The organism is Nitrospirillum amazonense (assembly GCF_029594735.1).
Lineage (GTDB): Bacteria > Pseudomonadota > Alphaproteobacteria > Azospirillales > Azospirillaceae > Nitrospirillum > Nitrospirillum amazonense.
This window is the reverse complement of record NZ_JARPAF010000004.1, coordinates 302590-314680: the sequence shown is the minus strand read 5'-3', so window position 1 is coordinate 314680 and position 12091 is coordinate 302590. Positions and strand designations below refer to the sequence as shown.

Annotated in this window: 12 protein-coding genes; 7 read left to right on the top strand and 5 right to left on the bottom strand. The window is 68.4% G+C overall.

All coding sequences use genetic code 11. The features are described 5' to 3' along the window. Nucleotides 1-105: 105 nt before the first annotated feature. Nucleotides 106-1203 carry an alpha/beta fold hydrolase gene (locus P5F91_RS22180; protein ID WP_277908292.1) on the top strand — a complete coding sequence of 366 codons (1098 nt, stop codon included), beginning with the start codon at nucleotides 106-108 and terminating at the stop codon, nucleotides 1201-1203. A 23-nt stretch (nucleotides 1204-1226) separates the two neighbouring features. Here P5F91_RS22180 and P5F91_RS22175 read toward each other — a convergent pair whose 3' ends face one another. Next, on the bottom strand, nucleotides 1227-2090 hold the full coding sequence (locus P5F91_RS22175) for an MBL fold metallo-hydrolase (RefSeq protein WP_145608670.1): 864 nt from the start codon (nucleotides 2088-2090) through the stop codon (nucleotides 1227-1229). Between the two features lie 105 nt (nucleotides 2091-2195). On the opposite strand from P5F91_RS22175, the gene P5F91_RS22170 reads away from it, so the two are divergent. The 4 genes from P5F91_RS22170 (at nucleotide 2196) to P5F91_RS22155 (ending at nucleotide 5966) form a co-directional block, all read left to right on the top strand. Then, a complete protein-coding gene (locus tag P5F91_RS22170) occupies nucleotides 2196-2516 on the top strand; it encodes an ArsR/SmtB family transcription factor (RefSeq protein ID WP_211106812.1) in 321 nt (106 codons plus the stop codon). After that, complete coding sequence (locus P5F91_RS22165) at nucleotides 2513-2938, top strand: YeeE/YedE family protein (RefSeq protein WP_145608671.1); 426 nt, start codon at nucleotides 2513-2515, stop codon at nucleotides 2936-2938. The genes P5F91_RS22170 and P5F91_RS22165 overlap by 4 nt, the downstream gene beginning before the upstream one ends. 4 nt (nucleotides 2939-2942) lie before the next feature. Next, nucleotides 2943-3389: a DUF6691 family protein gene (locus tag P5F91_RS22160; protein ID WP_277908291.1), complete on the top strand. Its 447-nt coding sequence runs from the start codon at nucleotides 2943-2945 to the stop codon at nucleotides 3387-3389. A 135-nt stretch (nucleotides 3390-3524) separates the two neighbouring features. Next, complete coding sequence (locus tag P5F91_RS22155) at nucleotides 3525-5966, top strand: methyl-accepting chemotaxis protein (RefSeq protein ID WP_145608673.1); 2442 nt, start codon at nucleotides 3525-3527, stop codon at nucleotides 5964-5966. Between the two features lie 205 nt (nucleotides 5967-6171). Here the strand turns inward: P5F91_RS22155 and P5F91_RS22150 are convergent, their stop codons facing one another. The 3 genes from P5F91_RS22150 to P5F91_RS22140 all read right to left on the bottom strand — a co-directional run bounded on the left by P5F91_RS22150 (nucleotide 6172) and on the right by P5F91_RS22140 (nucleotide 7981). Then, nucleotides 6172-6780, bottom strand: a complete 609-nt coding sequence (locus P5F91_RS22150; RefSeq protein WP_277908290.1) for a hypothetical protein — start codon at nucleotides 6778-6780, stop codon at nucleotides 6172-6174. Nucleotides 6781-7082: 302 nt separating this feature from the next. After that, nucleotides 7083-7325, bottom strand: coding sequence for a hypothetical protein (locus P5F91_RS22145; protein WP_145608674.1), 243 nt, complete (start codon nucleotides 7323-7325; stop codon nucleotides 7083-7085). A 119-nt stretch (nucleotides 7326-7444) separates the two neighbouring features. Continuing rightward, the gene (locus P5F91_RS22140) at nucleotides 7445-7981 is read right to left on the bottom strand and encodes a DUF3291 domain-containing protein (protein WP_277908289.1); all 537 of its coding nucleotides are present in this window, start codon (nucleotides 7979-7981) and stop codon (nucleotides 7445-7447) included. A 167-nt stretch (nucleotides 7982-8148) separates the two neighbouring features. Here P5F91_RS22140 and P5F91_RS22135 point away from each other — a divergent pair, with 167 nt between their 5' ends. Continuing rightward, nucleotides 8149-8466 carry a chorismate mutase gene (locus P5F91_RS22135; protein WP_145608675.1) on the top strand — a complete coding sequence of 106 codons (318 nt, stop codon included), beginning with the start codon at nucleotides 8149-8151 and terminating at the stop codon, nucleotides 8464-8466. A 12-nt stretch (nucleotides 8467-8478) separates the two neighbouring features. Here the strand turns inward: P5F91_RS22135 and P5F91_RS22130 are convergent, their stop codons facing one another. Next, the gene (locus P5F91_RS22130) at nucleotides 8479-10857 is read right to left on the bottom strand and encodes a DUF6600 domain-containing protein (protein ID WP_277908288.1); all 2379 of its coding nucleotides are present in this window, start codon (nucleotides 10855-10857) and stop codon (nucleotides 8479-8481) included. 214 nt (nucleotides 10858-11071) lie between these two features. Here P5F91_RS22130 and P5F91_RS22125 point away from each other — a divergent pair, with 214 nt between their 5' ends. Next, entirely contained in the window at nucleotides 11072-11743 is a 672-nt protein-coding gene (locus P5F91_RS22125) for a hypothetical protein (protein WP_145608677.1), read from the top strand. Nucleotides 11744-12091: the final 348 nt, after the last annotated feature.

Sequence of the window (12091 nt, the reverse complement as noted above, 5' to 3'; positions counted from 1 at the left end):
CAGGGTCGCACCCAGGGATGGGAACCGACCAACGGAATATACCGGGTTGGGTGAATGTCGGCGTATATTGCATACGATAAGAACCCCGCCTGGAGCCTTCACGCCATGATCCGATCCCTCGCCCGCGCCGTCGGCGCGCCCTTGTTGTTGGGCGCCGCCCTGCTGGCCACCGCTGCCGCGCTGGCCGCCGAACCGGTGAAGCCCGTCACCAAGGAGGGTGACGTGACGGTGAAGGACTTCAGGTTCAAGACCGGCGAGACCCTGCCCGAGGTGCGGCTGCACTACACCACCCTGGGCGCGCCGCACCGTGACGCCAAAGGCCATGTCGACAACGCCATCCTGATCATGCACGGCACCGGCGGCACCGGCGCCCAGTTCCTGCGCCCACAATTCAGCGACGTGCTGTTCCAGCCGGGCGGCATGCTGGACCCGGCGCGCTATTACATCATCCTGCCCGACGACGTGGGCCACGGTAAGTCCAGCAAGCCCAGCGACGGCCTGCACGCCCATTTCCCGCAGTATGACTACGACGACATGGTGGCGCTGGAACATCAGCTGGTGACCAAACTGGGGGTGGACCATCTGCGTCTGGTCATGGGCACGTCCATGGGCTGCATGCACGCCTTCGTCTGGGGCGAGACCTACCCCGACGCCATGGACGCGCTGATGCCTCTGGCCTGCCTGCCGCAGACCATCGCCGGACGCAACCGCCTGTGGCGCCAGATGTCGATTGCCGCCATCAAGGCCGACCCCGCCTGGCAGGGCGGCGAATACAAGACCCAGCCGACGGAAGGCCTGCGCACGGCCGCCGCCCTTCTGTCCATCGCCGGCAGCGCCCCCATCCAGATGCAGAAGACCTATCCCACCCGCGAGGCGGCCGACGCCGCGGTGGAGAAAATCCTGGACGTGAGCGGCATGGAGGCCAACGACCTGATCTATCAGCTGGACGCGTCACGCTTCTACGACCCGTCCCCCAAGCTGGAGACCATCAAGGCGCCGGTGCTGTGGATCAATTCCGGCGACGATTTCATCAATCCGCCGGAACTGGGCCTGGCCGAACAGCTCGTGAAGCGCATTCCCAAGGGCCAGTTCATCCTGATCCCGGCCAGCGACCAGACCCACGGCCACGGCAGCCACACCTGGGCGGTGCTGTGGCAGGACAAGCTGGCCGACCTGCTGGCCCGCACCACGCCCAAGAACTGAGCGGCGGATCGCTGAGCGACCGGTTACAGGGCGTCCAGCGGGATTTTCAGGTAGCGGACGCCATTCCCCTCGGGCGGGGGCAGGTTCCCCGCCCGCACATTGACCTGGACCGAAGGCAACAGCAGGCGGGGCGTGTCCAGGCCCGCGTCGCGCTGCCGCCGCAGGACGACGAACGCGGCCTCATCCACCCCGTCGCGCAAGTGGATGTTGCGGGCGCGCTGCTCCGCCACCGTGCTTTCCCAGGCATAATAGTCGCGACCCGGCGCCTTGTAATCGTGCGCGGTGAACAGTCGCGTGTCCGGCGGCAGGTCCAGCAGGCGCCGGACGGAACGGTAGAGCGTGGCGGCGTCGCCCCCGGGGAAATCCGTGCGCGCGCTGCCGTAATCCGGCTGGAACAAGGTATCGCCCACGAAGGCCGCGTCACCGATCACATAGCTGACGTCGGCCGGCGTGTGACCGGGCGTGTGCAGCACCCGCACCGTCAGCCCGCCCAAGGCCGCCGCCTCCCCATCCTGGAACAGATGGTCGAACTGGCGGCCATCGGTCGCGAAGTCACCCCCCAGGTTGAACAGGCGGCCGAAGATGGCCTGGGTCTGCCGCACCTCCGCCCCGATGCCGGTCCGGCCTCCCAACGCCCGCTGCAGATAGGGGGCGGCGGATAGATGATCGGCGTGGATGTGGGTCTCCAGAATCCACTGTACCGACAGGCTCCGCGCCCGCACGGCAGCAATGATCCGGTCGGCCGAGGCCGTGCCCGTGCGCCCCGATTTGGGATCGAAATCCAGCACGCTGTCGATGATGGCGGCCGCCCCGCTGGCGGGGTCGGTGACCAGATAGGTCACGGTGTTGGTGGCATCATCGAAAAAGGCCTGCACGTCGGGGGCCATGGCCGCTGTCCCTTTCAAGGAGATGTCCGGCAAGCGCCGGAACGCTTGCCTGAAGCTGGTGCCTTCCTATATATTAGTCAAGTCTAATTTAGAAATTAGGAATGTATGATGGATTTGCCCGACCCCTCGTCCCTCGAGGCCCGCGCGGCGGAGGCGGAGGCCTTCCTGCGGTCGCTGGCCAGCCGGCACCGGCTGATGATCCTGTGCGCCCTGGTGCAGGGGGAGATGACGGTGGGCGCCCTGGGGCAACACCTGGGACTGGCGCAGTCCAACCTGTCGCAGCATCTGGCGAAACTGCGGGATGAGGGGCTGGTGGCCACGCGGCGGGAGGGGACGGTGATCCACTACCGCATCGGGTCCGACAAGGTACGCCCGATGCTGGAGGCGTTGTACGCCCTGTTCTGCGCGCCGGAGGAACAACCATGAACGGCTTCACCCCCGCGGATGCCCTGATGGGCGGCGCCCTGATCGGCGCGGCGGCAGCCGTGCTGTGGCTGGGCCTCGGTCGCATCGCCGGCATCAGCGGCATCGTGGGTGGCCTGATGACCGCCGCACGGGGCGATCGGGTCTGGCGCTTGGCTTTCCTGGCCGGGGTCATGGCGGCGCCGGTGATGTACCGTCTGGCGGGCGGCCCCGTGCCAACCGGCGCACTCGGGGCCAGCCCCACGCTGGTGATCGTCGGCGGGCTGCTGGTGGGGGTGGGCACGCGGTTGGGGGGCGGCTGCACCAGTGGCCACGGCGTCTGCGGCCTGGCCCGGCTGTCGCCGCGTTCCGCGACAGCCACCGGGGTCTTCATGGCCGTGGCCGCATTGACCGTTTTTCTCCACCGCCATGTCCTGGGGGGCTGAGCCCATGCGCGGTCTCATTCTAGCCTTGGCGGCCGGCCTGATGTTCGGGTTCGGCCTGACCGTGTCATCCATGATCAACCCGGCCAAGGTGTTGGCCTTCCTGGATGTGGCCGGCGGCTGGGACCCCAGCTTGGCCCTGGTCATGGCGGCGGCGGTGCCCGTGGCGGCGGCCGGCTTCGCCCTGGGGCGCCGTCGGCAGGCGCCCCTGGCGGCACCCGCCTTCCAGCCGCCGGCCGCCCGTGCCATCGACGGCCGGCTGGTGGCCGGGGCCGCCCTGTTCGGCATTGGCTGGGGATTGGTGGGTTATTGCCCCGGTCCGGCGCTAGCGGCCCTGGGCGTCGCGATGGCCGACCCAAAGGGGGCGGACCTGGTGGGCGCGCCCCTGTTCATCCTGGCCATGCTGATCGGGATGGCCACCGTCGCCATCATCGATCGCCGCGTGCGGAAGTAGTTTAGGAAATTATTTTCCGAATGAACTGCCCGTATTCTTCGGTATAGGTTTGCGCCACATCAATCACAGATCGATAAAATAAACGACAAAGGCCGGACAACGCAGCCAGCGCCAATAATTGGCAGGACAAATGACATGCGCGACACCGGCCCAGTGACCCAAAACGAAATCCTGGTCGGCGAAGGGGAAATGCTCGTCTCCAGAACCGACGACAAGGGACGCATCACCTTTGTCAACCAGACCTTTATCGCCATCAGCGGCTTCAGCGAGGCGGAACTGCTGGGTGCACCGCATAATCTGGTGCGCCATCCCGATATGCCGAAGGCCGCGTTCGCCGACCTGTGGGCCACGGTCCAGGCGGGACAACCGTGGGAAGGGCTGGTGAAGAATCGCGCCAAGTCCGGCGACCATTACTGGGTGCGGGCCAACGTCACTCCGGTGCAGGAGGACGGCCGCATCACCGGCTATATCTCCATCCGCACCAAGCCCGGCCGGGCGGAGGTTGCGGCGGCGGACCGGTTATACACCGCCCTGCGGCAGGGCGGTGGCGGCGTCCGCCTGGCCGGTGGGCAACTGCACGGGACCGGAGTGGCGCACGCGATCGCACGCTGGCTGGGCGGCTTGAACGCCCGGCTGGCCGCCTTGGTGCTGGTGCCCACCGCCGGCCTGGCCGCCGCCACCGCCGGCCTGCCCGCCGGGTGGGCGGCGGCGTTGGCGGTGCCCCCGACCCTGGTCCAGTGCCTGACCCTGGCGCGGCGTCTGCGCACCATCCTGCACCGCCAGGTTCAGGACATCGACGCCCTGATCCAGGGCGACCATTTGCACGTCATCGACCTGCCGGCCCTGCGCGATTTCCAGGCCGCAGCCGGCCGGCTGCGGGCCCTGAGGGCCATCCTGGCCTATCAGGCGCGGGAGCGGGTGGAGTTGGAAGCGCGGGAGCAGGAAACCACCCGCCGCACCCTGCTGGAGACCTGTCAGCTGATCGAAACCGACCTGGAGGCCACTTGGCGCGACATCAACCGCACCTCCGCCGAGGTGGAGAACGCCGTGACCGGCCTGCTGGGTAACATCCAGGAGGTGCAGCAGGATACTGTGGTGGTGGCCGCCGCCGCGACGCAGGCCAGCGGCACCGCCGCCACCGTGGCCGCCGCGGCCGAGGAACAGGGGGCGGCGGGGACGGAGATCGCCCACCAGGCGTCACGATCCAGCGATATCGCCCGCCGCGCCGTGCTGGACGCCCGCAACGCCGCCCAGGCCCTGCACCGCATGGAACATGCGACGGCCGAGGTGGGCCAAGTGCTGGCCCTGATTGGCGACATCGCCAGCCAGACCAACCTGCTGGCGTTGAACGCCACCATCGAGGCGGCGCGCGCCGGCGATGCCGGCAAAGGCTTTGCCGTCGTGGCCGGGGAGGTGAAGAGCCTGTCCGCGCAGACCGCCAAAGCCACCGAGCAGATCGCCCAGCAGGTGACGGACATCCGCAGCGCGGTGGACGGCAGCGTTCAGGCCCTGCACGCCGTCATCCACACCATTGAGCTGATCGACCAGGCGGCTACCGCCACGGCGGCGGCGGTCGAAGAACAGGCCGCCGCCAACGCTGAGATCGGCCGAGGCGCCGCGCAATCCGCCGACGTCGCCACCCAGGTGTCGAGCAGCGTCAACCACATCCGCGGCCAAGCGGACACCGTGTGCTTGGCCGCCGGCACCGTCAGCCGCCAGGTGGCCGCCACCAACCAGGCCGTCAGCCAGATGAAGACGCGCCTGCTGATGGTGCTGCGCCAGTCGGTGGCGGGGGACCGGCGCGAGTCCGACCGCATTCCGTGCGACCTGGCAGCAGCGGTGACCCTGGATGGGCGACGTCATCCGGCGCGCGTCCTGGACCTGTCGCTGGGTGGGGCCGTGGCGGCGCTGGCGGATAAGGACGTCGCGTTGCCACCGGACGGCGCCGCCGCCGTGCTGCATCTGGACGGCGTGGGCAATCTGCCCTGCAACCTTGCGGCCCAGAGCCCCGCAGGCCTGCATGTACGTTTCCACCAACTGGATGCCGCTGTGCGGGAGCGCTTGAAAGGCACTTATTACGCCATGATCGCCGCGGATGAAGGGCTGATCACCGCCGCGCGGAAGGTGGCCACCGACATTACCGCGGCCCTAATCCAGGCGCTGCGGGACGGTCGCATCACCCACGACGCCCTGTTCAGCGAAGCCCTGGACCCCGTTCCCGGGACCTCGCCGGAGCAATACATCGCCCCCTACACCGCCTTGGCGGATGAGCTGTTCCCATCTCTGCAGGAACCTGCGCTGGCCCAGGACGGTCGTATCATCTTCTGCGTGGCCGCGGCCACCAATGGTTATGTACCCACCCACAACGCCCAACCGGACGGCAAAACCCGCAGCCGGCGCCGCTATCTGGATCGCACCGGCCTAGCGGCCGCGCGCAACAGCCGCCCCTTCCTGATCCAGGCCTACAACCGTGACCTGGGTGATGGCGGATCACGGCGCATGAAGGAGATCGATTGCCCCATCGTGGTCGATCGCCGCCTCTGGGGAAATGTGCGGTTGGGGTTCGTCTTCACCTAGGCCGGCTCAGGCTCGGTACCTTGGCCCGCCGCTCAGGCGCCCCGGGGGGAATGGCCCATGCCGGTCAGGTCGTCGCCGGCAATAAGAGGGCTGGTCACAACGAAACCCCCGGGGACGGGCCCCCGGGGGTTTCGCACAACGCGCCTGAAGGGAGATGGACGGTGCCTCACAAGCGCGCGTCCGGCCGCACCTTACAGACGGGGCCTTACAGACGGGGATTGTCCGGCTGGCTGGTCGAACCGGTGGTGCCGCTGTCCGGACTGGACGGAGCCGGGGGCGGCGGCGCGGCCTCCTCCGGGCTCTGGCCGGGATCGGTCTTCTTCTGGGCGGTGTGCTTGGCCGACTTCCTGGCCTTGGACGACTTCGCGGCCTTGCCCTTGTCGTCGTTGGGGTCATGCGGCGGCAGCGGTTGCACCACGGGCGGTTTTTCCGTCACCGCCTGCCCGGAGGACGAGGACATGGAGCCGCTCTGGTCCGACGGGGCCGGAGGCATGGTCGACGGCGACGAAACGTCCGGTTGGTTCATACCGGGCTGCTGGCCTGACTGCTGGCCCATCCCGGCGCGGTCACCCGGCAGGCCGTGGGAATTGGACGGGCTGGGACTGGTGGCATCCGGCGCCGGCGGCAGGGTCGACGGCGTGCCGCTGCGGGTCGTGTCTTCGGATTGTGGCGTGCCCGGCATGGGCGTGCCCTCGGGCGGCGCGGTCTGCGCCCAGGCGGCAGCGCTCAAGACGGGGGCAGACGCCAGGCCGGCGGCCAGGGTCAGCGCGGTCGCCGTGCGGGCCCAGCCCGCGGTGGTCAACTTCGTGAACATGGGTCGTCCTCCATTCCTTGTAAGAAAGGCGTGACATCAGGGGACCGCCCAATGGTGGCGAAAAAACGTCGCAACACCGCAAACAATGTGGTCCGGGCGGGGGTATACCCTTTGCCCCAACGGCACCCCTGGGATGGGCCGGATCCTGGAACCGGGCCGGCGGGTAAGCGGGGCAGAACGGATATGAAAACGCCCTGGGGACCGTAAAGTTCCGCCAAGGCGTTTCATCTGGGGCCGAAAGCCGGCCAATTGGCGGGGTACCCCGCAAAAGTGGGCCGGCCCCCGGTCGCCGTTACCCGGCTTTAGCCATGGGGATGATGCACGGGGGCGTGATGCGCCACATGGTGCACGTGGTGATGGTGGTGATGATGGTGGCGGTGATGCACCACGCGATGATGGACCACCTCGGCCTGGGCGCTGCCGGCCGTCATGAACGGCGCCAACGCCAGGCCGAAGGCCAGGGCCAGGGCAGCGATCCCGCGACGACGCCAGGACAGGCCGACGGACGGGGAGGCGCTGGTGGTGGAGCGGGTCAGGACGGGCATGGTCTCGATCCTTTCGACATGGACAGGTCCCGGCCTCGCCGGGCACTTTCATGACACCGCCCAAAGGTGGCGAAAAAACGCCACCCCCCGGGATTTAATGCGACCTTCCCGGGGCGCGCTCACTCCCAGCCGACGCAATGCGGTTCCGGCGCCATGTCCTGAGGCGCCGCGGGCGGGGCGGCCGGGTGCGGGTACTTCTGCTTGAAGGTGAAAGCGTCGGGCGTGGCCCCGTGCCGTTCCAAATGGGCCAGACGCTCCAACCCCTCCCGCGGGGTGGGGCGATGGCCGGCGGGAACCCACCAGAGGACCTGGTACATGTCCACGGGCCGTTCGAACCACTCCCGCCGCCGCGCCATGACGGTGCGATGGGCGGATTTGTAAACGTAATCGAACAGTGCCTCGGCCGAGGCCCACACCGACATGTTCACCAGGAAGCGCGGATTGTCGCTGACCAGGATGTCGGTGGCGTTGCCACTGTCGGACTGCAGGCGCCAGACGAAGCCGGGGCTGCCTTCGGCCAAGGCGTTGATCTCGTCCAGCTGGTTCACGAAATCGGCGATGCGCGGGTCATCCATGGCGTAGAGCGCCGTGCCAACGTTCATCTGCGCCAACTGCCAGCCGCCCGGCGCGGCCCCCGTCTCTCCCCCGGCCTCCATGGCCACCCCCGTAAATTTGGTTCAGGAAGGTCTGAATTTATGCATCGGCTGTTGCGGCTTCCAGCGCACACACGACCGTTTGTTATAAAAGCCCCTCATAATTTTCACTGACGACGGTCGGCGGCGGATTGTACTGTCGGGCCCGTCCGTGATCCCAAGGAGTGGCCATGTCCGGCGCCGAGCACCCTGCCCCAGCCATTCATCCCGAACTGAAGCGCCTGCGCGACAGCATCGACAACATAGACGCCGCCCTGATCTACATGCTGGCGGAACGGTTCAAGTGCACGCAGCAGGTCGGGGCGCTGAAGGCGCGTATTGACCTGCCCAGCAGCGACCCAGGCCGCGAGGCGGCCCAGATCGAGCGCCTGCGCCGCCTGGCCGAGGGCGCCCACCTGGATCCGGACTTCGCGGCCAAGTTCCTCAACTTCATCATCAAGGAAGTGATCCGCCACCACGACGGCTTCCGCACGGCTGAACAGGTCTGATCGCCATTCCCATCAGTTGTGATGGGGCTGGCCGGGATCGTTGGGGCGGCCCGGCGCTTGCTGATGTTGCGGCTCAGCGTGCGGTTGAGGCTGTGGGTGCTGCTGCGGTTGTGGATGTTGCAGGGGCTGTGGATGCGGTGCCTCCGGCCGCGCCTGAGGCGGCGGCATGCGCTGCGGTTCGGGCCGGGGGGCCATATCCATATGCGGCCGGGGCTCCGGCGGTGACTGCGGCCGCATCTGCGGCTCCTGCGGCCGGGACGGCTGATGGACTTCGTGCGGAGGTTGGGGGCGCTCGGCCTGGTGCGGCGGCTGCGGCCCCCGCGGCTGGCGCCGTTCCTCAAAGTTTGGCGTGTCGGGCCGATGGCGTTCCCCATGCGGGACTGCCGGCGCCCCCTGCGGACGTTCGGGCCCGGCCTGTTGGGCGGGGCCCGGCTGGCCCTGAGGCGGGTGGGCCGCCGAATGCGGGGGGCCGCCCGCCCCCCCTTCCTGGTGATTGGGTTGCTGTGGCGGTCCATCGGGCCGCTGCGCGAGAGGGGACGCCTGACCGGCTGTGGGTCCGGGGCGTTCCTGCGCCGCCTGATGAACCGGCGGCGGGCCGGGCGGCTGGTTCTGGTCGCGCAAGGTCGGCAGCCCGCCAGGACCCCGGTTGGCCCAGGCAGCGCCCTCAGGTCGGTTCGTCCCTGGTTGGCCCGGATGGAATCCCGGCTCATCCGGCCGGCGGTCCGTCGGACGGAAACCACCAGGCTGGTCGGTCCCGGGCCCGTTGCCGTTGGCCCCGTTACCATTGGGCCCATTACCGTTGGAATGCGGATCGCCCGGCCGGAAAGCACCGGCCTGCGGACCTCCGGCAGGGGCACCATTAGGCCCGCGCAAATCCAGGGGCCGGGGACCTGCGCCTTCGGCCCGTGGCTCGAAACGGGGGCCGGGGTTGGCTGGGTGCGGGACGGGAGTGCCGCCCGGCGGGCCGGGCAGGTGCAGATGCTGCGCCACCTGCGGCGTCACACCGGCGGTGGCGACGGTGGGTTGCAACGGCGGTCGTCCCACAACGGCGCGCGCGTTGGCGAGCTGATGCTCGTCCCAAGGCCGGGCGCCGCCGTTATAGCGGCCGTAGCGGCCGGCCACCATGGCGTCCGCCGGCATCATCGAGGCGCCACGTCGGTTGGCGTAACTGTTGATGGTTATGTTGGTGACGTTGTTCACGACCGTCAGGTTGCGAACCACCGGCCGGTTCACATACTCCACATAGCGCGGGCTGGCCCGGTACCAGGGGTGGTATGGTTCCTGCCAGCCCAGCGGGCACCAGCCGACGGGTGGGTGCCCCCTGTCGTCATAATGGGGGCCGCCGATGCTGACGCCGATGGCCACGCCAGCCCCGAAAAAGGCGACCAGCGCCGGGGCGTAGACCGGCGGGGGCGGCGGCCCGCCGACAACGACGGTGCCGCCCGGTGCCCAGGCCCAGCGGCCACGGATATCCACCCACCGCCCGTAGTGGAAGGGGGCGAATCCCCACGGCGCATCATCGATCCAGGTCCATCCCCAGGGGGCGACATAGGCCCAGTGACCGTCGCGGTAGGGCGCCCAGTCAGGCGCGACCTGCGGATACCAGACCTGCCCATAGTCGGGCGTGGCCTGCCAGCTGCCGTATTCGCCCAGGTCGTCGGCGCCCGGCATGGCCATGACGTCCGGCGGGGGCGTGGAAGAGCCGACGCGGTCGGTGCGCAGCATGGCCGTCAAGAAGGGGTCGTGTTCGGCGGGTCGCACATTGACGTTGGGCGGATTGTCGCCCGTGATCTCCCCCGTCTGCCCACCATTGATCCGCAGGGACAGGCCCTGGCCGCTGAGTTGCGCCGACCCTTCCAGCACGGTGACGCGGGTGGGGGTGTCAGTATCCCCGGCCGAAACCTCGTACTTGCCGGGCCCCTCCAGCGTGACCAGGCCGCGCGGCGTGCGCAGGCTGTAGCGTTCGCCGGGCAACAGGCCCCGGATGCGCACATAGACCTGGCCCTGCGCGAGGTCGGCGGTGAAATCGCGGTCGTCCAGGCTGTCGATATCCAGCTCGGTGGTGCCGTCCATGATCAGCCGGGTGGTGGAGATATCGACCGTGGCGCTGGCCCCCGGCTCGGTCCACAGCGCGTTGCCGCTGGTGAGGGGGTAGTTGGGGGTGGCGGGGTCCCACTGGGTGCCGTCGGCGGTGTGGAAGGAGACGGTGCCCTGCACCCGTGCCAGCCGGCCCACCCGTGCCGGCGGATCGCCCGCATATTGGTCGCCGCCATCGTCGTAGGCCGGCGCACCCTCTTGGGCGCGCGCCAGATCGCCCATGAACGGGGGTATGGTCATCAGCAGCGCGAGCGCGGTCATGGCGCCGTAGCGAAGGCCGAGGCGCCGGGCCATGGGGCGTTCAGGTACCGCATAACTGGACATGATGGCAGGTTCCACCCTGGTTCTCGTCAATCCATGTCAGGCTGCGCGCGCATGGTGGCATAACTGCGACGAATGATGGCCCCTATTTGGACGGTGGGCGAATCCTATTGCCCGGGGCCAAACGCCGCGCGCAGAGTGCGCCCGCCCGGTCACGGAGGCCGGTTGGTGTAAGGGTTCCAGAATCATGCAGCAGTCGTTGGATACCGTGCGCGGCGCCTTCGAGGCCGATAACGCCCCCCTGGTCCCCCGTGTCCGGGCCTTCCTGGCCGATGTCCTGCGCACGCCCGCGTCCCATGCCCGCTTCATAAACGAGCTGTCGTTGATGGAGCATATGGGCAGCAACAAGATCATGGCGACCCAGCATGGCGCCGGCATGGACCTGCCCACCCTGAAGCACCTGGCGGAAGAGGCACGCCACGCCTTCTTCTTCAAGCGCCATGCCGAGGGCGTGGCCCGCCGCCCGCTGGACTATGTCCAGGCCGACCTGCTGTCGCCCGCCGCTGGGCGTCTGTATTTCCAGAAGCTGGACATCGCCGTGGAACAGGCCCTGGCGGGCGAACCGCCCCGCTCCAAAGTGCTGTACCTGCACATGTCGCTGATCGTGGAGTTCCGCGCCGTGTGGTTCTACCACCTCTATGAGACGGCGTTGCGCGGGGCGGGATCCAAAATCTCGCTGAAAAGCCTGCTGGCGGAGGAACAGGGCCACCTGTCCGACATGGCGACGCGGCTGGGCGCCCTGGGCGCGTGGGAACCCGCCCGCCTGGTGCGGATATGCCAGACGGAAACCGCCCTGTTCGGCACTCTGCTGGGCCGTCTGGAACGGGCGGTCGCCGCCCCCGCAGCCGTGGCGGCCTAACCTAAATCACCCATAGCGCCCAGGCGGTTGTGCGCTGCGGGCTGGGACGGATGAGTCCCGGCAGGTTGGCATCCATCGATGGCCAGCACGCCGCTACCTTGGCCGCCCGCCGGGTCAGCGGCGCGCCGGCGCGTAGCCTAGAGGCATCCCCGTTGCCGCCTGCTTGGATCCCCCGCGTGAGGGCGGCTTATTGCTACAGCTAAACCGTGCTTAACCTCCATTATTTGCAATTTACCTGTCACTTTTGATCACATATGCAATTAAGAGATGTTTTGACTCGCAGTAATCTTTTTTTGGTGCTACACCCCGAGAATTGCACCTCTGTGGTTGTGTCGGCGGCCCCTTGCA

Excerpts from the sequence above, each read along its gene's own strand:
- P5F91_RS22130 (WP_277908288.1), bottom strand. The coding sequence starts at position 10,857 with ATGGCCCGGCGCCTCGGCCTTCGCTACGGCGCCATGACCGCGCTCGCG.
- P5F91_RS22150 (WP_277908290.1), bottom strand. The coding sequence starts at position 6,780 with ATGTTCACGAAGTTGACCACCGCGGGCTGGGCCCGCACGGCGACCGCG.
- P5F91_RS22135 (WP_145608675.1), top strand. The coding sequence starts at position 8,149 with ATGTCCGGCGCCGAGCACCCTGCCCCAGCCATTCATCCCGAACTGAAG.
- P5F91_RS22180 (WP_277908292.1), top strand. The coding sequence starts at position 106 with ATGATCCGATCCCTCGCCCGCGCCGTCGGCGCGCCCTTGTTGTTGGGC.
- P5F91_RS22125 (WP_145608677.1), top strand. The coding sequence starts at position 11,072 with ATGCAGCAGTCGTTGGATACCGTGCGCGGCGCCTTCGAGGCCGATAAC.
- P5F91_RS22160 (WP_277908291.1), top strand. The coding sequence starts at position 2,943 with ATGCGCGGTCTCATTCTAGCCTTGGCGGCCGGCCTGATGTTCGGGTTC.
- P5F91_RS22140 (WP_277908289.1), bottom strand. The coding sequence starts at position 7,981 with ATGGAGGCCGGGGGAGAGACGGGGGCCGCGCCGGGCGGCTGGCAGTTG.
- P5F91_RS22170 (WP_211106812.1), top strand. The coding sequence starts at position 2,196 with ATGATGGATTTGCCCGACCCCTCGTCCCTCGAGGCCCGCGCGGCGGAG.
- P5F91_RS22145 (WP_145608674.1), bottom strand. The coding sequence starts at position 7,325 with ATGCCCGTCCTGACCCGCTCCACCACCAGCGCCTCCCCGTCCGTCGGC.
- P5F91_RS22175 (WP_145608670.1), bottom strand. The coding sequence starts at position 2,090 with ATGGCCCCCGACGTGCAGGCCTTTTTCGATGATGCCACCAACACCGTG.
- P5F91_RS22165 (WP_145608671.1), top strand. The coding sequence starts at position 2,513 with ATGAACGGCTTCACCCCCGCGGATGCCCTGATGGGCGGCGCCCTGATC.
- P5F91_RS22155 (WP_145608673.1), top strand. The coding sequence starts at position 3,525 with ATGCGCGACACCGGCCCAGTGACCCAAAACGAAATCCTGGTCGGCGAA.